The following is an 18,898-nucleotide window of genomic DNA, read 5'->3' as shown; positions in this document are numbered from 1 at the left end:
GCCCGGGCCGCCGCCCGGTCACTCGGTGTCGTCGTCCACCGGGTGGCCGCCGATGGAGGTCGGCGCGGGGGCGCGCTCCAGCTCGTGGCTGAGCTCGTCGAGCTCGCTGCCGCCCGCCATCTGCCGGGTCAGCTCGTCGAGGGTGACGTCGCCCTTGGTGTGGCTGCCGGCCATCGCGCCGCGCTTGAGGAGGACGAACCGGTCGCCGACGAGGTAGGCGTGGTGGGGGTTGTGGGTGATGAGGACCACTCCGAGTCCGGCGTCCCGGGCCGCGGCGACGTACTTCAGTACGACTCCGGACTGCTTGACGCCGAGTGCCGCCGTCGGCTCGTCCAGGACGAGGACCCTGGCGCCGAAGTGGACCGCCCGGGCGATGGCCACGCACTGCCGCTCGCCGCCGGAGAGGGTGCCGATCGGCTGGTCGACGTCGCGGAGGTCGATGCCCATGCGGTGCAGTTCGGCGCGGGTCGTCTCGCGCATCAGCCGGACGTCCAGGCGCTTGAACGGGCCGGATCCGGTGGTCGGCTCCGAGCCGAGGAAGAAGTTGCGCCAGACCGGCATCAGCGGGACGACGGCGAGGTCCTGGTAGACGGTGGCGATGCCCCGGTCCAGGGCGTCGCGCGGGTTGACCAGGGTGGTGTCCTCGCCCTCGATCCGGAAGACGCCCTCGTCGTGCCGGTGCAGTCCGGCGATGATCTTGATGAGGGTGGACTTGCCGGCGCCGTTGTCACCGAGCACGCAGGTGATCTCGCCCGCGTGGACCTCCAGCGAGACGTCGGTCAGGGCCTTGATGCTGCCGTAGTACTTGCTGACGTGGTCGAGCTGGACCAGCGCCTGGGGAGCCGTTGTCCGGGGGGCCGGGGCCGTCATGTCGTCGCCTCCGCGCGCTTGCGTACCCATGCGTTGAGCAGGGTGGCCAGGAGCAGCATCGCTCCGAGGAAGAACTTGAACCAGTCCGGGTTCCACTCGGCGTAGACGATGCCCTTGCTGGTCATGCCGAAGATGATGGCGCCGACGGCCGAGCCGATGGCGGAGCCGTAGCCGCCGGTGATCAGGCAGCCGCCGATGACGGCCGCGATGATGTAGATCAGCTCGTTGCCGACGCCCTCGCCGGACTGGACCACGTCGAAGCTGAAGAGCAGGTGCTGGCCGGAGACCCAGGCGGCGAAGGCCACTCCGAGGTAGAGGCCGATCTTGGTACGGATCACGGGGACGCCGACCGCGCGGGCCGCGCTCTCGTCGCCGCCGACGGCGAAGATCCAGTTGCCGAAGCGGGTACGGATCAGGATCCAGGTGGCGACGGCGACCAGGACCAGCCACCACAGGATCGTCACCTTCAGCTCGACGCCGCCGAGGGTGAGCTGCGAGGCGAAGACCGCGTGGGCGGAGTCGAAGCCCCACATGTCGCCGATCGCCTTGGTCGACACCGTGCCGCTGATGAGCTTGGTGAGGCCGAGGTTGAGGCCGGTCAGCATGAGGAAGGTGCCGAGCGTGATGATGAAGCTCGGCAGCTTCGTCCGGGTCAGCATGAACCCGTTGAACGCCCCGAAGGCCAGGGTGACCAGGAGCGACACGAAGACGCCGACCCAGACGTTGGCGGTCATCTGGTAGCTGAACATCGAGGAGACCAGCGCCGAGCTGGTCACCATGACGCCGGCCGAGAGGTCGAACTCCCCGCCGATCATCAGCAGCGCGACCGGCGCGGCCATGATCCCGATGGTGGAGGCCGCGTAGAGCACGGTGCCGAAGCTGGACAGCTGGAGGAAGCTGTCGGCGACCACCGCGAAGAAGAGGAAGACGGCGAGGGCGCCGACGACCGAGCCGAGCTCGGGGCGGCCGAGGAGCCTGCGCAGCGGTGAGGTGCGCAGCAGCCGCTCGTCGGTGCCGCCCGGGGCGGGGGCCGTGGGCTGTCCGGTTCCCGTCATCGGGTGCCCCGGGCGGTGTACTCGGCGAGTTCGTCGGCGTCGGCGGCCGTGATGACCTGGGGGCCGGTGAGGACGGGCAGGCCGCCGCCGAGGACGTTGCGGTTGAAGCGGTAGAGCCAGAGCAGGTCGACGGCCTCGTAGCCCTGGAGGAAGGGCTGCTGGTCGACGGCGAAGCCCAGCGTCTTGGCCTTGAGCCCGGCGGCGACCTTGGCGTTCAGGTCGAAGGTGTCGATCTCGGCGTCGCTGCCGGCGGAGTTCTTGGCCTGCACGGCCGCGTCGGCGAAGGGGGCGCCGAGGGTGACGACGGCGTCGATGCTCTTGTCGGTCTGGAGCTTCGCCTCGATGGACGCCTGGACGTCGGGCATGTTGGTGCCGTCGACGTAGAGGTTGGTCGTCCTGCCCTTGAAGTTCTTCTTCACGCCGGCGCAGCGCTGCTCGTGGCCGACGTTGCCCTGCTCGTGCAGGACGCAGAGGACGTTCTCGCGGCCGCGCGTGTTCAGCTCGTCGCCGACCGCCTCGCCGGCGATCGACTCGTCCTGGCCGATGTGGGTGATCGCGCCGTAGGCCTTGGACTCGGCGGAGCCGGAGTTCACGGTGATCACCGGGATGCCGGCCCTGGTGGCCTTGGCGACGACGTCCTTCATCGCCTCGGGCTTGGCGAGCGAGACGATGATCCCGTCGACCTTCTTGTCGATCGCGGCCTGGACGAGCTGCGCCTGCTGCTGCGCCTCGTCGTTGTGCGAGTACAGGAAGTTGATGTTGTCCTTGCCCGCCGCCTCCTTGGCGCCCTTCTGGACGATGTCCCAGAAGGTGTCGCCATCACCCGAGTGGGTGATCATGGCGAACGTCCAGCGGGGCGTGTTCACGGCCGAGTGGCCCTCGGAGGCGGCCTGGGATGCTGCCGCGCGTTCCTCCGCCCGCCTGCCGCCGGTGCTGCTGCATCCCGCGAGGGAGGCCCCGAGCACCACTGCCAGCACGGCGCCCATCGCGCGTACCCCTGTCCGAACCCTTGCCACGAAGCCGTGCCCTTCTTGTGCCGCTCACTGTGCCGTCTGGTGCGCCGCGGACGTGTGGAGTCCCGGCCCGGCTGCCCAAGTATCCCCGAGGTTCGACGGGCGGCACCCGGCAGGGCCCGGGCAAATGAATGTGTCGTCCGGGCGCACGGGCGATTTCCCAGGTCGCAGGGGGCCGCGGAGTGGGGTGCGGGGCCTTTGCGCGTGCTTGACACGGCGACAGGGCGAACGCCACGGTGAGGCCATGCGTATCGGACTGGTCGGAACGGGACGTATCGGTACTTTCCATGCGGTGGCGCTCAGCCGTCATCCGGCGGTGGAGTCGTTGTTGGTGGCGGACGCCGATCCCGTGCGCGCGGCGGCGGCGGCGGCGCGTACGGGCGGGAGGGCGGTGGAGGTCGACGAGGTGTTCGCGGGCGGGGTGGACGCGGTGGTGATCGCGTCGGCGACGGCCGCCCACGCCGGTCTGATCGGCCGGGCGGCGCGGGCGGGGCTGCCCGCGTTCTGCGAGAAACCGGTCGCCCTGGACCTGCCGGGGACGCTCGCCGCGCTGGCGGAGGTGGAGGCGGCGGGGTCGGTGCTCCAGCTCGGCTTCATGCGCCGCTTCGACGCCGGGTACCGTGCCGCGCGCGAGGCGGTCCGCGAGGGGCGGCTCGGCCGGCTGCACACGGTGCGGGCCGTCACCTCCGATCCCGCCCCGCCGCCCGCCGCGTACCTCCCGCTCTCCGGCGGGCTGTTCCGCGACTGCCTCATCCACGACTTCGACATGGTGCGGTGGGTGACCGGCCGCGAGGTGACCGAGGTGTACGCCACCGGTTCGGACGCGGGCCCGGCCGCCTTCAGCGAGGCGGGCGACGTGTCGACGGCCGCCGCCCTCCTGACCCTGGACGACCGGACCCTGGTGACGGCGACGGCCACCCGGTGCAACGGCGCCGGGTACGACGTGCGGATGGAGCTGGCGGGCGAGCTGGACCAGATCGCGGTGGGCCTGGACGAGCGCACCCCCCTCACCTCGGTGGAACCGGGCGGCCCGGACGCGCCGCTGAAGGCCTGGCCCGGTTTCCTGGAGCGGTTCGCCCCGGCGTACGAGGCGGAGCTCGACGCCTTCGTCCGGCTGGCGGCGGGCCGGGCCGGTAACCCGTGCGACGCCCGGGAGGCCCTGGCGGCGCTGCGGATCGCCGAGGCGTGCGAGCGCTCACGGCGGGAGCGGCGCCCGGTGGCGCTCGCCGAGATCCCCGGCGGCTGACCGGCCACCCGGGGTGGCCCTACCAGGCGATCGGCAGGTGCTCGGGGCCCCGGATCAGCATCCCCGTACGCCAGGTGAGCCGGTCCGGATCGGTGTCCAGCCGCAGTCCGGGGCAGCGCGCCAGCAGCGAGCCGATCGCCACCCTCGCCTCGACGCGGGCGAGCGGTGCGCCGAGGCAGTAGTGGATGCCGTGGCCGAAGGAGATGTGGCCGCGCGCGTCCCGGGTGATGTCGAAGCGTTCCGCGCCCTCGAAACGGGCGGGGTCCCGGTTGGCGTCCGCCAATGCGACGAGGACGAGCTCGCCGCCGCCCGGGATCACGTCGCCGCCGACGGTGAGCGGTCCGGTGGTGAAGCGGTACGTGGGCGTCTCGACCGGGCTGTCGTAGCGCAGGATCTCCTCCACCGCGTTGCCGAGCAGTCCGGGGTCGGCACGCAGGGCCGCCAACTGGTCGGGGTGGGAGAGGAGATGGAGCACCCCGTTGGTGATGAGGTTGACGGTGGTCTCATGCCCGGCGACGAGCAACAGCCATGCCATCCCCGCCAGTTCGTCACCGGAGAGCCGGTCCCCCTCCTCGTCCGCGGTGTGGATGAGCGCGCTCATCAGGTCGTCGCCCGGCTTCTTGCGCTTCTCGTCGAGCATCGTGGCGATGTACGCGTTCATCGAGGTGACGGCGGTGCGGCGCGCCTCGGCGTCGGTGGAGGAGAGGGCGGTGTTGGACCACTCCCTGAAGCTCACCCGGTCCATGTCGGGCACGCCGAGCAGCTCGCAGATCACCGCCATGGGCAGCGGGAACGACAGCGCGTCGACGAGATCGGTACGGCTGCCGGGCTCCGCCAGCATCGCGTCCAGCAGATCATCCGTCATGCGCTGTACGCGCGGTACGAGTTGCTCCATCCGGCGCGGGGTGAACTCGCGGGTCACCAGCTTGCGGAGCCGGGTGTGGTCCGGGGCGTCGGAGCTGAGCATCGACGGTCCGGCCGTCATCTGGTGGAGGTTGAGGAGCGGCGAGGCGTTCCTCCACTGCTTGGACAGCCTTGCATCGGCGAGGAGTTCACGCCCGGCCTCGTACCCCACCACGAGCCAGGCGGGCGTTCCGCCGGGCAGGACCACCCGGTGGACCGGTCCCCGGGCGCGGAGTTCGGCGTAGTAGGGGTACGGGTCCCGGGTGAACGCCTCGCCGAGTGCGCCCAGATCCAGTATCGCGTCGGTGGTCACTGCGGTTCCTTTCGGAGGTCCGGCCGCGTCGACCGGGTGCGGGCCGTGGCCGGCGCGTGACGGCAGCGGGAGCGGCCCCGCCCCCGTGCGAGTCACTACCTCGGCGCCGGGTGTTCCAACCCTCCGGCCGGCGGACGCGGTCGAGCGTGGCCGGTTCAGACCTGTGCGCCGCGCCGCCCCCAGGCAGTTCCGGCCAGGACCAGCACGGCGCCCACCGCCCCGGGGATCCCGAGGCGCTCGCCCCCGATCGCGATGCCGACCGCGGCGGCCCACAGGGGTTCGGTACCGAGCAGCAGGCTGACCCGGGACGGCGAGGTGCGCCGGACCGCCCACATCTGCACGAAGAACGCGAAGAGCGTGCAGAAGGCGGCGAGGAACAGCAGCCCGGCCCACTCTCCGGCACCGAAACCGGCGGCCACCGTCCAGGGCGCGGAGCCGGTCCCTGGCATGGCGGCGAGTACGGCGAAGACGGCGACCGCGCTGCCCAGTTGGACGGTGGTCAGGGAGAGCGAGTCGGCCGACTGGACGGCCTTGATCCGGGCCATCGCGAGGACGTGGACCGTACGGGCGAGGGCGGCGAGCAGCATCAGCAGGTCACCGCCGGACGGGCTGGTGAACCCTCCGCCCTGCGTCAGCAGCACGACGCCCAGGACGGAGAGCACGGCGGCGAGGAGGAAGCGGCCGGTCGGCCGGGTGCGGGTGACGGCCGACTCCGCGAGCGGGGTGAAGATCATGGTGAGGCTGATGATGAGGCCCGCGTTGGTGGCCGAGGTGTGCACGATTCCGTACGTCTCCAGCAGGAAGATCCCGCTGAGGATCAGCCCGAGCAGCCCGGCGCCGCGCCACTGGGCCGCCGTCAGGGCCCTCAGTCCGCGCGCACCGGCGACGACCAGCACGGGCAGCACGATCGCGAAGCGCAGGACGAGGACCGCGACGACGGTCCCGGGGGTGGTGATGCCCTTGGCGGCGAGGTAGCTCGATCCCCAGACGACGGCGACCGCCAGGACGGGGAGGTCGGTCGACCAGGCGGGGCGGGACGGGGCGGCGGCGGGCACAGCGACAGCGGACACCTGGCACTCCTGGTACTTCTGGGTTCTCCACGACGGGACACAAGCGTGGAGACCTCGCTGGCTCGCACACCGGCCGGCTCACGCTACCGGGCGCCGCTCCCACCCGGTACCCGCGTCCCGGGCCGTGGTCACCCGTTCGCCCCGCCCCCGCCCGCCGCTCCCCCGTCCCGCACGGGCCCCCTGCCGCGCGACCTGCCCGGAGCCACCGGTCGCCCTACGCTGGCGGGGGCCGTAAGGATCACGGATTCGGAATCCCGGTCCGCGGACATACGGATCACGGATCACGGATCACTGACCTACGGATGATCAGCACATACGGATCACGGAAAGGACGATCATGAGCGCCGTCCCCCAGCTTCCCCTGCTGGACCACCGCACCCTCCCGGCGGTCGGTCTCGGTACGTACCCGCTGGACGACGAGGAGGCGGAGAAGGCGGTCGCCGGGGCGCTGGGCCTCGGCTACCGGCTCGTCGACTCGGCGAAGAACTACGGCAACGAGCGCGGCACCGGCCGCGGGATCGCCCGCAGCGGGGTGCCGCGCGAGGAGATCACCGTCACCACCGCCATCACGGCTACGAGGAGACGCTGGCCTCCTTCGAGGAGTCGCGGGCCGCGCTGGGAGTGGAGTACGTCGACCTCTACCTCATCCACTGGCCGCTGCCGCGCGTGGACAAGTACGTGGAGACCTGGCAGGCGATGATCAAGCTCCGCGAGGACGGTCTCGTCCGCTCGATCGGCGTCTCGAACTTCACCCCCGCGCAGCTCGACCGGCTGGAGCGGGAGACCGGGGTGGTGCCCGCGGTCAACCAGATCGAGCTGCATCCGCTGCTCCCCCAGGACGAGTTGAGGGAGGTGCACGCGGCGAAGGGCATCGTGACGGAGGCGTGGAGCCCGCTGGCGCGGGGCCGCGAGGTGCTGGAAGCGCCCGAGACCGTGGCCATCGCCCGCGAGCACGAGGTGACGCCCGGTCAGGTGGTGCTGCGGTGGCACACCCAGCTGGGGGTGGTGCCGATCCCCAAGTCGGCCGACCCGGGACGGCAGCGGGAGAACCTGGACCTGTTCGGCTTCGAGCTGACGCCGGACCAGCTGGACCGGATCGGCTCGGGGAAGCAGCACCGGTTCGGCGGCGACCCGGACGACCACGAGGAGTTCTGACCCGTCGGCCGGTCCTGGTACGGGCTCCCGCGCCGGCGATCGACCGGGTCACCCGCCACCGGTCGTCGGTCACCGGTTGACCGGGGCGACCTCCGCCATCCGGCTCCACCCGTCGCCGGGGACCTCGACGTTGATGATCTCGGGGACCTCGGCGACCAGGGACGACATCGTCCTGATGGCGGCCTGGAAGTGGGCGGACTTCACGTGCGCCTCGCCCGCTTCCGCCGACGCGAACGCTTCGAGCAGGACGAACTGGTTCGGGTTCTCCACGCTGTACGACCAGTCGAAGAACAGGTTCCCCGGCTCGGAGCGGGTGGCGAGGGTGAACTCCTCCACCGCGGGGAGCCAGTTGTCGCGCTCGGCGACGAGGACGGTGAACTTGACGGCGATGAAGATCATGGCTGCTCCAGGTCGGGACGTACGGTGACGCGCCGCCGGGCGCCGGAGGCCCGGGCGGCACCGCGACCAGGGTGACATACCGTCCCGTACCGATCCTTTCGGGCTCACCGGGCCGGCTCCCGCCACTGCCTCACCCGCTCGGGGCGGTCTCCGTGAGCTACCGGGCGTACGAAGAGGTCAAGACCTTGGACCGGAAGCGCGCGGACTCCCTGACGGCCACACTGATCGAGGGGGTCACGATCGCCCCCTCCGTACGCGCGCTCCTCCCCGCGGCACAGTGACCGCACGTGAGGCTGCGCCCCCGGACCGCCCGCCGTCTCCGTGACACGTGGCCCCCACCTCAGCCCCCCAGTTCGTGGTGACGGGCCGCCAGTCGGCTCGCTCCGGTCTCGGTGAGGGAGCCGAAGAGGCGGAGCCGGGAGATCCCGCCGTCCGGGAAGATGTCGATGCGCACCCGGGTGGCGCGGACCGGGGTCTCCAGGACGAAGCGGTGGTTGGTGTCGGGCTGGAGTCGGGTCCGGGGCAGGAACTCGGTCCACGCCTCGCCCTCTCCGCCGGATCCGTCCGCCCCGTCGTGGAGCGAGAGCGTCGCCCAGCCGGCCGCGTTGCCCTTGAGGTAGGCGGTGTCGATCTCCACGGCCCGGATCTCCGCCTGCGCGGCCAGCGTGTAGCGGATCCAGTCGTTGCCCCGGTCCCGGCGGCGGCGGGTCTCCCAGCCGTCGTCCATCTGCCGGGATCGGCCGGGCTGGATGCTGTTGGTGGCCGGGGAGTAGAAGCGGTCCGAGGCGTCCTCGACCTGGCCGCCGTTCTCGAGGGCCAGCAGGTCGAAGGTGCCGAGCGCGGTGAGCCAGGCGGGGTCGGGCGCGACCTCGCCGTGGACCCGCAGCCGGGCGATGCCGCCGTCGGGGTGCTGGTTGACGCGGAGGTGGGTGAAGCGCTGTTCGGCGCGGACCGTGAAGCCGTTGGCGGCGTGGCCGGCGATCTCCGTACGGGGTACCAGCGTCGTCCACTTCACGTCCGGTGCCAGCAGCTCCTCGGGCGAGGGCGAGCCCGGCAGTGCGGTGGCTTCCACGGAGACGGCGCGGGGGTAGTTGCCGCGGAAGTGGGCGGTGTCGACGACCAGTCCGCGGACGATGCCGGGGGCGCCGAGCCGTACCAGGGCCCAGTCGTGGTCGTCGTCCCCGGGGTGCGGGCGGTCGGCGCTGACGCCGCGTCGGCGGCGGGTCTCCCAGCCGTCCATGATCTTGCCCTTGTGTCCGAACCGTTCGGGGTCGAAGACGGCGGGACCCGGCTTCAGCAGGTTCTCCCGCTCCGCGAAGAACTCGTCGTTGGCGGCGATCACCCCGGCACCGAGCTGCCGTCCGGCGAGGTCCACGAGGTGGCCGAAGGGGAATCCGGCGGGGCCCGGGGTGCGGTAGTCGGCGTACGGGTCGCCCCCCGCGTAGGGGAGGGCGTCTCCGGTCCAGCGCGGCGGCACGGACTCCGTCATGGTCAGTGGTTCCTTTCGAGGAGGCGGCCGGAGGGTCCGGTGAACACGCCGTCGTGGACGATCCGTTCGCCGCGCAGCCAGGTCGAGGTGACGACGCCGTGGAGGGTACGGCCCGCGTAGGCGGTGACCCGGTTGCGGTGGTGGAGCTCTGCCGGGTCGACGGTGAAGGTGGCCTCGGGGTCGAGTACGGCGAAGTCGGCGTCGCGGCCGGGTTCGATGGCGCCCTTCCGGTCCAGCCCTGCGAGCAGGGCGGGGCCGGTGGACATCCAGCGCGCCACGTCGTCGAGCGAGTGGCCGCGTCGGCGGGCCTCGGTCCAGATGGCGGGCAGCCCCAGCTGGAGGGAGGAGATGCCGCCCCACGCGGAGGCGAAGTCGGGCGTCTTGAGGTCGGTGGTGCACGGCGAGTGGTCGGAGACGATGCAGCTGATGACCCCGTCGGCGAGCCCCTGCCACAGCGCGTCCTGGTTGGCCGCCTCCCGGATGGGCGGACAGCATTTGAACTCGGTCGCCCCGTCCGGTACTTCCTCGGCCGTGAGGGTGAGGAAGTGCGGGCAGGACTCGACCGTGACGCGTACGCCCTCGCGTTGGGCGGCGGCGATGAGCGGCAGCGCGTCGCCGGACGAGAGGTGCAGGACGTGGACGCGGGCGTCCAGCCGTTTCGCGTGGGCGATCAGCCCTTCGATCGCGGCGTCCTCGGCGGCCCGGGGGCGCGAGGCGAGGAAGTCGGCGTAGGCGGGGCCGCTCCGCTGCGGGGCGGTATCGAGGTGTCCGGGGTCCTCGGCATGGACGATGAGCAGCCCGCCGAAGCCCGCGATCTCGGCCAGCGAGCGTCCCAGCCCCTCCTGGTCCAGGTGCGGGAACTCCTCGACGCCGGACGGTGAGAGGAAGCACTTGAACCCGAAGACGCCGGCCTCGTGGAGCGGGCGCAGATCCTTGGCGTTCGCCGGGATCGCACCGCCCCAGAAGCCGGTGTCCACATGCGCCTTGGGGGCCGCGACGCGCTGCTTGGTCCTGAGGTTGCCGACGGTGGTGGTCGGGGGGAGGGAGTTGAGCGGCATGTCGAGGAGGGTGGTGATGCCTCCGGCCGCCGCCGCCCGGGTGGCGGTCCAGAACCCCTCCCACTCGGTGCGTCCCGGATCGTTGACGTGCACGTGCGTGTCCACGAGCCCGGGGAGGAGGGCCCGGTCGCCGAGATCCTCCAGCCGTACGCCCGCTGGGACGTGGGCGTCGTACGGGAGGACCGCCTCGATCCTCCCGCCGGAGACCGCGACCGTGGCGGGGCGGGTCCCCGTGGGGGTGACGACACGGGTCGAGCGCAGGAGCGGACCGGCATGCGCGCGCCCGTCCTCGTCGGCGTTCAGGTCTTTCCGCACGTCCGCACCGGACACCCGTGCTCCTCGCTCCGCTCGCGTCGGGACACCTCAGCGATTTCAACGAACTGTTGAAGGAGTCTTCACGCGGGTTTCCCCTCCGTCAAGCCCCCTCCTCGGCCGGGGCACCCCGCACGGATCGCGTCGGGAGAGCACCCGAAAACATGCGGAAACTTCCGTGAAACAGAATCAGGCTTCCGGAATCCGGAATGCGCACAGGTGCGGCAGACGGCCCGCACCCTCCCCCGGACCTGTCCGCGGCAGCCGGAAACACCCCTCTGACCGGCAGATACGTCGCGCCACGAGCAGTGCGCGGAGCGCGAGGGTCCCGGTACGCTGCTACCTCGCCTCCCGCTTCGAAAGGAACGTTGACGTGCCGCCGTCCGACGCCAGCACTTCCGACTCCAAGACCGCCGGTTCCAGCGGCGGGGTGCAGTCCCTGGAGCGCGCCTTCGACCTGCTGGAGCGGATGGCGGACGCCGGGGGCGAGGTGGGCCTGAGCGAACTCTCCACGGCCAGCGGGCTGCCGCTGCCCACCATCCACCGCCTGATGCGCACCCTGGTGCTCTGCGGGTACGTACGCCAGCAGCCCAACCGCCGGTACGCCCTGGGCCCCCGGCTCATCCGCCTGGGCGAGTCGGCGTCCCGGCTGCTCGGCACCTGGGCGCGGCCCTACCTCCAGCACCTGGTGGAGGAGACGGGCGAGACGGCGAACATGGCGCTGCTCGACGGCGACGAGGTGGTGTACGTCGCACAGGCGCCGTCGAAGCACTCGATGCGGATGTTCACCGAGGTGGGACGCCGGGTGCTGCCGCACTCCACTGGTGTCGGCAAGGCGCTGTTGGCGCACGCGTCGCCGGAGGAGGTGCGCGCACTGCTGGCGCGCACCGGGATGCCCGCCGCCACCGAGAAGACGATCACTACTCCGGAGGGCTTCCTGGAGGCGCTGGAGCAGGTCCGCCTCGCCGGTTACGCCATCGACGACAACGAGCAGGAGATCGGGGTGCGGTGTCTGGCCGTCGCCGTGCCCGGCTCCCCCACCGCCGCCGCGATCTCCATCTCGGGCCCGGCCGGACGGGTCACCGAGGCCGCGACGGAACGAATCGTCCCGATCCTCCAGCAGACGGCGAAGGACCTCTCGGCGGAGCTCGCGGCGGGCGGTTGAGCGTGCGCACCACCGACACGAGAGAGGGGCGGCAGGCGTGATGCCTGTCGCCCCTCTCTCGTACGATGCCTGCCGCCCCTCCCCCGTGCGGTCCCGGGACACCGGCCCCGGGCCGCGTCACCCGCGCGGCGGCTCCCCGAAGAGATCCACCGCGTTACGTACCGCCCGGAGCCCGGGCGCCAGGGCGCTCACCGATCCGATCGACCCCGCGATCAGCAGCAGGGACCGGCGGAGCCGGGGAATCTCCGGCACTCCGCTGACCGCCATGGCGTCCAGCGCGGCCAGTTCCTCCTCCGCGATCCCCCGGTCGGAGAACTCCGCGGGATGCCCGGCCAGCTCGCGACGGAGCCGGGACACCGCTGTCCGCAACTCCGCGACCCTGGGGTCCTCGCTGCTCCCGGTCACCCGCTTCTGCCCCACACTTCGCAACAATGCACTCCCCCTCGCACGCCTTCGTGCCGTAGGCCTTTCGCACTCCGGAGCATGGTCAAGTGCTCCGGAGTGGAGGCAAGTTAACGCCATCGAAGGTGGCCGGCGCCACTCCGTGACCGGAAATCAGGGTTACCCCTGAGGGTGACCCTGCTTTCGCGTGTGCGACCCGCTCGACGGCGTGTCGGTGGTATCCAGGACCCATGGCTCCAGTTCCTGAGAACCCCCTGGTCACCGGGGTACTGCTCGCCGCCGGAGGTGGCCGGCGCCTCGGCGGGCGGCCCAAGGCGCTCCTGACGTACCGGGACCGCCCGCTGGTCGAACACGCGATTCGATCACTGCGCGGCGGCGGCTGTGACCGGATCGTGGTGGTGCTGGGTGCCGCCGCCGAAGAGGTGCGGGCCCGGAGCGCGCTCGCGGGATGCGCGGTGACGGTCAACCCGGAGTGGCGCCAGGGTATGGGCAGTTCGCTGCGCGCGGGTCTCGCCGCACTCGCGGGCACCGGGGCGGACGCGGCACTCGTCCTCCTCGTCGACCAGCCCGGCATCGGCGCCGAGGCGGTGTCCCGGGTCCGCGCGGCCGCCACCTCGCGGGCGATCCTGGCGGCAGCCTCGTACGACGGTACGCGCGGGCATCCGGTACTCCTCGGCGCGGACCACTGGGCGGGGGTGTCCGCGGACGCCACCGGCGACCAGGGGGCGCGCGTCTACCTGCGGGAGCACCGGGAGGCCCTCACGCTGGTCGAGTGCGGGGACGTGGCGGAGGCGTACGACATCGACACACCGGAGGACCTGGGGCGGTTGGCGGGGCCCTGACGGGCCCGGGTCCGCCGGGCTGCTCGCCGTCCGGACATCGACACCCCCTCACCTCCGGTGGCTCGTCACACGCCGTGAACCGTTGAGCTTCCACGATGAGGAAACTACTATCCACTGAGCAGAAGCCCGTGGGCCGTCGAGACCCCGCAGGCCCCGCCCGTCCCCGAAGGAGTTGACCGCTCATGTCCGCACCGGTGCCGTCCCCGCTGGTCGTCGTCGACGCCGAGCCCCTGCCCCGGCAGGAGGAGGTGCTGACCGACGCGGCCCTCGCGTTCGTGGCCGAGCTGCACCGGCGGTTCACGCCCCGCCGTGACGAGCTCCTCGCCCGCCGGGCGGAGCGCCGCGCGGAGATCGCCCGTACCTCCACCCTGGACTTCCTGCCCGGGACGGCCGGCGTCCGCGCCGACGACTCCTGGCGGGTGGCACCCGCTCCGCCGGCGCTGGAGGACCGCCGGGTGGAGATCACCGGGCCGACCGACCGGAAGATGACGGTCAACGCGCTCAACTCCGGCGCCCGGATCTGGCTCGCCGACTTCGAGGACGCCTCGGCCCCCACCTGGGAGAACGTCGTCCTCGGGCAACTCAACCTGATCGACGCCTACGAGCGCCGCATCGACTTCACCGACCCGAAGTCCGGGAAGACGTACGCCCTGCGGCCCGCCGAGGAGCTGGCAACCGTCGTCACCCGGCCGCGCGGCTGGCACCTGGACGAGCGCCACCTCCAGCTCGACGGGACCCCGGTCCCCGGCGCGCTGGTCGACTTCGGCCTCTACTTCTTCCACAACGCCGAGCGGCTGATCCGCCTCGGCAAGGGCCCGTACTTCTACCTCCCGAAGACGGAGTCCCACCTGGAGGCCCGCCTCTGGAACGACGTCTTCGTCTTCGCCCAGGAGTACGTGGGCCTGCCGCAGGGCACCATCCGCGCAACCGTCCTCATCGAGACGATCACCGCCGCCTACGAAATGGAGGAGATCCTCTACGAGTTGCGCGACCACGCCTCCGGACTCAACGCGGGACGCTGGGACTACCTCTTCTCCATCGTCAAGAACTTCCGTGACGGCGGTACGAAGTTCGTCCTGCCGGACCGCAACACCGTCACGATGACCGCCCCGTTCATGCGCGCGTACACCGAACTCCTTGTCCGCACCTGCCACAAGCGGGGCGCGCACGCCATCGGCGGAATGGCGGCCTTCATCCCCTCGCGCCGGGATGCCGAGGCCAACAAGGTGGCGTTCGAGAAGGTGAAGGCGGACAAGGACCGCGAGGCGGCCGACGGCTTCGACGGTTCCTGGGTCGCCCACCCGGACCTGGTCCCGATCGCGCTCGCCTCCTTCGACGCGGTGCTCGGCGAGAAGCCGAACCAGAAGGACCGGCTCCGCGAGGACGTCTCGGTGGCGGCGGGCGACCTGATCGCCGTCGACAGCCTGGACGCCCGCCCCACGTACGAGGGTTGGCGCAACGCCGTAGCGGTCGGCATCCGTTACATCGAGGCGTGGCTGCGCGGTACGGGCGCCGTGGCCATCTTCGGCCTCATGGAGGACGCGGCCACGGCGGAGATCTCCCGCTCGCAGATCTGGCAGTGGATCAACGCGGACGTGGTCTTCGAGAACGGCGAACACGCCACCGCCGACCTGGCCCGTAAGGTCGCCGCCGAGGAACTCGCGGCCGTACGCGCCGAGATCGGCGGGGAGGCGTACGCGTCCGGCCGCTGGCAGCAGGCCCACGACCTGCTGCTCCAGGTGGCGCTGGACACCGACTACACGGACTTCCTCACCCTGCCCGCGTACGAGCAGCTGCGCTGAGCACGTCCGCACCCAGGGCCACCGGTGCGGCGGGAGGGCCGTCCGCCCCGCTCCGGAATTCCGCCCACACCGTCTTGCCGGGCGCACCCGAGCGGGGCAGGACACCCCAGCTCCCCGCGAGCCGGGAGACCAGGAGGAGCCCCCGGCCCGACTCCTCGTCGAGGGCCGGCTCGCGCGGATCGCCGGGTGACGGACACCGCTCGGTACGGGTGTCCGTCACCTCGATCCGCAGGGTGCCGCCCTCCCCTTCGGCGAGCCGCACGTGGAAGTCCCGTCCCGCCAACCGCCCGTGCCGCACCGCGTTCGCCGTCAGTTCGGCGGCGATCAGCGAAAGGGTGTCGTTCGTGTCCGAGCCCCAGGAGTGGCCCCACTCGTGGAGCCGGAGCGACACGAGACGGCGGGACAGGCGGGCGCCGCGCGGTGTCGAGGTGAATCGCATGGCGAACTCCCGCACCGGTGCGTCGGTTTCAACCATCTCCACGGGAGAGGTAATTGCTTCGTTCATGAGGAAAACGCTCGTGTCCTCCCCCTACCGTTGACCAGGAGTGACGCGCTGACGGCCCGGGGCTGTACGCGACGGCACGCACCCTGCACACGCGAGGGAGCGTGAAGCGGCAGGGCGGAAAGCGACCGTGGAGGCAGGGGTCATGCCGGAAGAGCAGCAACCGCATGAGGCGCACGAGAGCGGGGCGGGCATCCTGGCCGTCTTCGGGCGCCAGTTGAAACTGCTCCGCGTGGCCGCCGGTATCGACCGGGCCCGGCTCCGCGCCCTCACGGGCTACTCCGCGTCCACCATCGCCACGTTCGAGCAGGGCGGCGGGTGCCCCCGCCGAAGTTCATCGACCAGGCGGACGACATCCTGCGGGCTCACGGCCTGCTGAGCACCAGCAAGCAGGAAGTGGCCCGAGCCCAGTATCCGGCCTTCTTCCGGGATGCCGCCAGGATCGAGGCGGAGGCGACGGAGCTCGCCGGCTACGAAACGCTCGTGGTCAACGGGCCGCTCCAGACTGAGGAGTACACCCGTGCGCTACTGACGAAACGGCGTCCGCTGCTGGACGAGGCCACCATCGAACAGCGGGTAGCCGCACGTCAGGCGCGCCAGGAGATCTTCAATCGCTGGCCCGCCCCGCTGCTCAGTTTCGTCATGGAGGAGTACGTCGTCACCCGAGGTCTGGGAGGCCGCGAAGTGCGACGCGGACAGTTGGAACATCTACTGCTGATCGGGCAGAAGCGCAATGTCGAGATCCAGGTGATGCCTGCGGACCGGGAGGACAACGCGGGCGTGGACGGCCCGTTCACGATCCTCACCCCTCAACACGGCGAGCCGATCGGCTATCTCGAAGTGCAAGGTCGGAGCACACTGGTAACGGAGCGCAGAGAGGTCCGCGCCCTGGCGGCCCGCTATGGGATCATCCGAGCCCAGGCCCTCACCCCGCGTGAGTCCCTGGCCTTCATCGAAAAACCGCTGGGAGAGGCATGAACGTCCACGTCACCACAGGCGGTTCCGACGCGGAGCTGCGCTGGTTCAAGAGCAGCCACAGCGGCGCCGAAGGTGGGAATTGCCTGGAGGTCGCCGCCTCCCCCGGCACCGTCCACGTGCGCGACTCCAAGCAGCACACCGGCCCCACCCTCACGCTGGCCCCGGACGCCTGGACCGCGTTCGTCGCGGAAGCCGCACGCGGCTGACCCCATAGCCGCGTGCCCGTACCCGCGCGCCCGGTCGGAAAAAGCCGTCCGCCCGGCTCCCCGCTGGTGTGCGGGGGCCGGGCGGACGGGTTGCGGCGCTCAAAGCGCCGCGGGTGGGTCAGCGATCAGACCAGGTCGGGGTACTGGTTCCAGCCCCCGGTGCCGATCTGGACGCGGGCCTTGAACGGGGTCTTGGCGACTCCGGTGCCCGCGTAGAAGAACAGCTGGCCCTTGGAGTTCGACGCCAGGAGGTCGGCGATGCCGTCCCCGTTGATGTCGCCCGGGGCGGCGAGGTTGGAGTACTGGCTCCAGCCGCTGCCGCCGACCTGGATACGGGTGCCGAGCGGCGTGGACGACTTGCCGGTGCCGGGGTAGAGGAACAGCCCGGCGGAGCTGCGGGCGATGACGTCCGCACGGCCGTCCTGGTTGAGGTCACCGGCGCCGACCAGCTTGTTGTACTGGCTCCAGCCGCTGCCGCCGACCTGGACCCGGCCCTTCATGGAAAGGCCGTCGCCGTTGCCCGCGTAGAAGTACAGCGCGGTGGAGCTGCGGGCGATCAGGTCGCTCTTGCCGTCACCGTTCAGGTCGCCGGGGCCGACGACCAGGTTGTACGACTTCGAACCGGCCGCGAGGTCGGTGTCGTTCTCCGCGTACGTGGCCGTGTTGTACAGGTGGCCGTCGTACGTGCTGTGCGCGATCAGGTCGGAGCTTCCGTCCGACCGGAGCGAGACACTGTGGATGAGACGGCTCTCGGAGCGGGTCCAGCCCGATCCGATCAGGTACTTCGCCGACAGCTTCCCGAGTCCGGTGCCGTCGTAGTAGTACAGGGTGCCGTTGCTGGTACGGGCGAAGACCCCGGACTTGCCGTAGGCCGCGTTGTTGCCGGCCCCGGCCAGCTGCGAGACCGTGTTCCAGCCCGGGCCGGAAAGCACGCGGGCCTGGAAGAATCCGGTGCCCTTGCCGTCGTAGAAGTACAGCTTGCCGTCGTAGCCCCGGGCCGCGAGGTCCGCGGTGCCGTTGCCGTTGTAGTCGGTGCCGCCGGTGATCTGGTTGTACTGCGCCCAGCCGGTGCCCCCGATCTGGAACTGGGTCTTGAACGGGTACCCGGTGACCTTGCCGTTTCCGGGATACACGTAGACCCCGGTGGCGTTGCGGGCCACCAGGTCGGCGATGCCGTCGCCGGTGAGGTCGTCCGCGCCGACCAGCTGGTCGAACTGGCTCCAGCCGGTGCCGCCGACCTGGATGCCCTTGCCGAAGTTCTTGCCCGTGCCCGGGAAGAGGAACAGTCCGGCGGTGCTGCGGGCGAGCAGGTCGGGCGCGCCGTCACCGTTCAGGTCACCGGGGACGACGAGCTTGTTGTACGCCTGCCAGCCGCTGCTGAGCGTGGTGTACGAGCTGAGGCCGCCGTCGACGGCAGCGTTGGCTCCGCTGTAGAGCCGGAGCGCACCGGTGGGCGTCACCACGAGCAGGTCGGCCTTGCCGTCGCCGGTCATGTCGCCGGGCAGCAGCAGGTCCTTGACCTGGGCGGTCTCGCCGGAGAGGACGTCGGCGTAACCGTTGCCCCAGTCCGTGTAGACGTCTCCCCAGCCCTCGCGGTAGGCGAGGTCTCCGGCACCGTCACCGTCGAAGTCGGCGCGCTGGGCGGCCGAGGAGTCGACGGCGGCGGAACGGGCCATCAGGTTGCGCGGCTGGGGAGCCACGGCGTTCTCACGGCCCGGCACCGTGAAGGTGGGGCGCGCGGAGGACGCGTGCGGCACGGTCACCGTGCCCGGGATCGCGGCGTCGTTCCCGGCCGCGTGTGCGGTGATCGTCATCGAACCGCTGACCAGCAGACCGGCGCAGACGATCGCTGCCGATGTGGCCATCCTCCGGGTCCGCCTGGACCCGGGTATTGCGAGGTTGGGCATTCTGCCTCCTGTGGAAAAGACGACTCCACGGGGAGCGGCGCACATGCCGGTGCCGAGCCGCACGTGTGCGGTGTCGGATGAATGGCGTCCGTCGACGTGCCTTCGGTGTCGGTCATGGCACCGGCGCACGGCATGACGGAGCAGGATCCCCCCACCAGTGGTGGCGCCCCTCCCCAGGGTCGTGGATGTAGATCTACCTCCAGAAGGACTC

At 71.3% G+C, this 18,898-nt stretch carries 17 protein-coding genes and 2 pseudogenes; 8 read left to right on the top strand and 11 right to left on the bottom strand.

The annotated features are described in order from the left end of the window. Nucleotides 1-18: 18 nt before the first annotated feature. The 3 genes from ACWCSV_RS06955 to ACWCSV_RS06945 are packed head-to-tail and all read right to left on the bottom strand — an operon-like array spanning nucleotide 19 to nucleotide 2,941. Entirely contained in the window at nucleotides 19-870 is an 852-nt protein-coding gene (locus ACWCSV_RS06955; RefSeq protein ID WP_451139258.1) for an ATP-binding cassette domain-containing protein, read from the bottom strand. Continuing rightward, entirely contained in the window at nucleotides 867-1,925 is a 1,059-nt protein-coding gene (locus ACWCSV_RS06950) for an ABC transporter permease (protein ID WP_451139256.1), read from the bottom strand. Before ACWCSV_RS06950 ends, ACWCSV_RS06955 begins: the two co-directional genes overlap by 4 nt. Next, nucleotides 1,922-2,941: a sugar ABC transporter substrate-binding protein gene (locus ACWCSV_RS06945; protein ID WP_451139254.1), complete on the bottom strand. Its 1,020-nt coding sequence runs from the start codon at nucleotides 2,939-2,941 to the stop codon at nucleotides 1,922-1,924. The genes ACWCSV_RS06950 and ACWCSV_RS06945 overlap by 4 nt, the downstream gene beginning before the upstream one ends. 241 nt (nucleotides 2,942-3,182) lie before the next feature. On the opposite strand from ACWCSV_RS06945, the gene ACWCSV_RS06940 reads away from it, so the two are divergent. Further along, nucleotides 3,183-4,184, top strand: a complete 1,002-nt coding sequence (locus ACWCSV_RS06940) for a Gfo/Idh/MocA family protein (RefSeq protein ID WP_451139252.1) — start codon at nucleotides 3,183-3,185, stop codon at nucleotides 4,182-4,184. Nucleotides 4,185-4,203: 19 nt separating this feature from the next. Here the strand turns inward: ACWCSV_RS06940 and ACWCSV_RS06935 are convergent, their stop codons facing one another. Continuing rightward, nucleotides 4,204-5,400, bottom strand: a complete 1,197-nt coding sequence (locus tag ACWCSV_RS06935; protein ID WP_451139250.1) for a cytochrome P450 family protein — start codon at nucleotides 5,398-5,400, stop codon at nucleotides 4,204-4,206. 155 nt (nucleotides 5,401-5,555) lie between these two features. Further along, entirely contained in the window at nucleotides 5,556-6,470 is a 915-nt protein-coding gene (locus ACWCSV_RS06930; RefSeq protein ID WP_451139248.1) for a DMT family transporter, read from the bottom strand. A 337-nt stretch (nucleotides 6,471-6,807) separates the two neighbouring features. Between ACWCSV_RS06930 and ACWCSV_RS06925 the strand changes: the two are divergent. Beyond that, a pseudogene (locus tag ACWCSV_RS06925) lies at nucleotides 6,808-7,625 on the top strand (aldo/keto reductase). Nucleotides 7,626-7,694: 69 nt separating this feature from the next. Here ACWCSV_RS06925 and ACWCSV_RS06920 read toward each other — a convergent pair. Continuing rightward, on the bottom strand, nucleotides 7,695-8,024 hold the full coding sequence (locus tag ACWCSV_RS06920; protein WP_451139246.1) for a putative quinol monooxygenase: 330 nt from the start codon (nucleotides 8,022-8,024) through the stop codon (nucleotides 7,695-7,697). 152 nt (nucleotides 8,025-8,176) lie between these two features. On the opposite strand from ACWCSV_RS06920, the gene ACWCSV_RS06915 reads away from it, so the two are divergent. Beyond that, nucleotides 8,177-8,305, top strand: coding sequence for a hypothetical protein (locus tag ACWCSV_RS06915; protein ID WP_451139244.1), 129 nt, complete (start codon nucleotides 8,177-8,179; stop codon nucleotides 8,303-8,305). Between the two features lie 59 nt (nucleotides 8,306-8,364). Here the strand turns inward: ACWCSV_RS06915 and alc are convergent, their stop codons facing one another. Both alc and allB read right to left on the bottom strand, forming a co-directional pair. Next, a complete protein-coding gene (gene alc, locus ACWCSV_RS06910) occupies nucleotides 8,365-9,513 on the bottom strand; it encodes an allantoicase (RefSeq protein ID WP_451139242.1) in 1,149 nt (382 codons plus the stop codon). Nucleotides 9,514-9,515: 2 nt separating this feature from the next. Next, nucleotides 9,516-10,886 carry an allantoinase AllB gene (gene allB, locus ACWCSV_RS06905; protein ID WP_451139240.1) on the bottom strand — a complete coding sequence of 457 codons (1,371 nt, stop codon included), beginning with the start codon at nucleotides 10,884-10,886 and terminating at the stop codon, nucleotides 9,516-9,518. 370 nt (nucleotides 10,887-11,256) lie between these two features. Here allB and ACWCSV_RS06900 point away from each other — a divergent pair, with 370 nt between their 5' ends. After that, complete coding sequence (locus ACWCSV_RS06900) at nucleotides 11,257-12,048, top strand: IclR family transcriptional regulator (RefSeq protein ID WP_451139238.1); 792 nt, start codon at nucleotides 11,257-11,259, stop codon at nucleotides 12,046-12,048. Nucleotides 12,049-12,165: 117 nt separating this feature from the next. Here the strand turns inward: ACWCSV_RS06900 and ACWCSV_RS06895 are convergent, their stop codons facing one another. Continuing rightward, nucleotides 12,166-12,468, bottom strand: coding sequence for a DUF5955 family protein (locus tag ACWCSV_RS06895; protein ID WP_451139575.1), 303 nt, complete (start codon nucleotides 12,466-12,468; stop codon nucleotides 12,166-12,168). Between the two features lie 212 nt (nucleotides 12,469-12,680). On the opposite strand from ACWCSV_RS06895, the gene ACWCSV_RS06890 reads away from it, so the two are divergent. Both ACWCSV_RS06890 and aceB read left to right on the top strand, forming a co-directional pair. After that, nucleotides 12,681-13,292: a nucleotidyltransferase family protein gene (locus ACWCSV_RS06890; RefSeq protein ID WP_451139236.1), complete on the top strand. Its 612-nt coding sequence runs from the start codon at nucleotides 12,681-12,683 to the stop codon at nucleotides 13,290-13,292. 182 nt (nucleotides 13,293-13,474) lie between these two features. Beyond that, on the top strand, nucleotides 13,475-15,094 hold the full coding sequence (aceB, locus tag ACWCSV_RS06885; RefSeq protein ID WP_451139234.1) for a malate synthase A: 1,620 nt from the start codon (nucleotides 13,475-13,477) through the stop codon (nucleotides 15,092-15,094). Here the strand turns inward: aceB and ACWCSV_RS06880 are convergent. After that, nucleotides 15,063-15,599: an ATP-binding protein gene (locus ACWCSV_RS06880; protein WP_451139233.1), complete on the bottom strand. Its 537-nt coding sequence runs from the start codon at nucleotides 15,597-15,599 to the stop codon at nucleotides 15,063-15,065. The two genes, aceB and ACWCSV_RS06880, sit on opposite strands and share 32 nt — an antisense overlap. Nucleotides 15,600-15,741: 142 nt before the next feature. Here ACWCSV_RS06880 and ACWCSV_RS06875 point away from each other — a divergent pair. Next, a pseudogene (locus tag ACWCSV_RS06875) lies at nucleotides 15,742-16,574 on the top strand (helix-turn-helix domain-containing protein). Then, nucleotides 16,571-16,780 (top strand): DUF397 domain-containing protein, encoded by a 210-nt coding sequence (locus ACWCSV_RS06870; RefSeq protein ID WP_451139231.1) that lies wholly within the window; start codon nucleotides 16,571-16,573, stop codon nucleotides 16,778-16,780. The pseudogene ACWCSV_RS06875 and the gene ACWCSV_RS06870 overlap by 4 nt, the downstream one beginning before the upstream one ends. A gap of 125 nt (nucleotides 16,781-16,905) precedes the next feature. On the opposite strand, the gene ACWCSV_RS06865 is transcribed toward ACWCSV_RS06870, so the two are convergent. Next, a complete protein-coding gene (locus ACWCSV_RS06865; protein WP_451139229.1) occupies nucleotides 16,906-18,645 on the bottom strand; it encodes an FG-GAP repeat domain-containing protein in 1,740 nt (579 codons plus the stop codon). Nucleotides 18,646-18,898 lie beyond the last annotated feature (253 nt).

It is taken from the genome of Streptomyces sp. NPDC001770, from assembly GCF_053596135.1.
This window is presented reverse-complemented; position numbering and strand designations above follow the sequence as displayed.

Excerpts from the sequence above, each read along its gene's own strand:
- ACWCSV_RS06955 (WP_451139258.1), bottom strand. The coding sequence starts at position 870 with ATGACGGCCCCGGCCCCCCGGACAACGGCTCCCCAGGCGCTGGTCCAG.
- ACWCSV_RS06950 (WP_451139256.1), bottom strand. The coding sequence starts at position 1,925 with ATGACGGGAACCGGACAGCCCACGGCCCCCGCCCCGGGCGGCACCGAC.
- ACWCSV_RS06940 (WP_451139252.1), top strand. The coding sequence starts at position 3,183 with ATGCGTATCGGACTGGTCGGAACGGGACGTATCGGTACTTTCCATGCG.
- ACWCSV_RS06920 (WP_451139246.1), bottom strand. The coding sequence starts at position 8,024 with ATGATCTTCATCGCCGTCAAGTTCACCGTCCTCGTCGCCGAGCGCGAC.
- alc (WP_451139242.1), bottom strand. The coding sequence starts at position 9,513 with ATGACGGAGTCCGTGCCGCCGCGCTGGACCGGAGACGCCCTCCCCTAC.
- ACWCSV_RS06890 (WP_451139236.1), top strand. The coding sequence starts at position 12,681 with ATGGCTCCAGTTCCTGAGAACCCCCTGGTCACCGGGGTACTGCTCGCC.
- aceB (WP_451139234.1), top strand. The coding sequence starts at position 13,475 with ATGTCCGCACCGGTGCCGTCCCCGCTGGTCGTCGTCGACGCCGAGCCC.
- ACWCSV_RS06880 (WP_451139233.1), bottom strand. The coding sequence starts at position 15,599 with ATGAACGAAGCAATTACCTCTCCCGTGGAGATGGTTGAAACCGACGCA.
- ACWCSV_RS06870 (WP_451139231.1), top strand. The coding sequence starts at position 16,571 with ATGAACGTCCACGTCACCACAGGCGGTTCCGACGCGGAGCTGCGCTGG.
- ACWCSV_RS06865 (WP_451139229.1), bottom strand. The coding sequence starts at position 18,645 with ATGGCCACATCGGCAGCGATCGTCTGCGCCGGTCTGCTGGTCAGCGGT.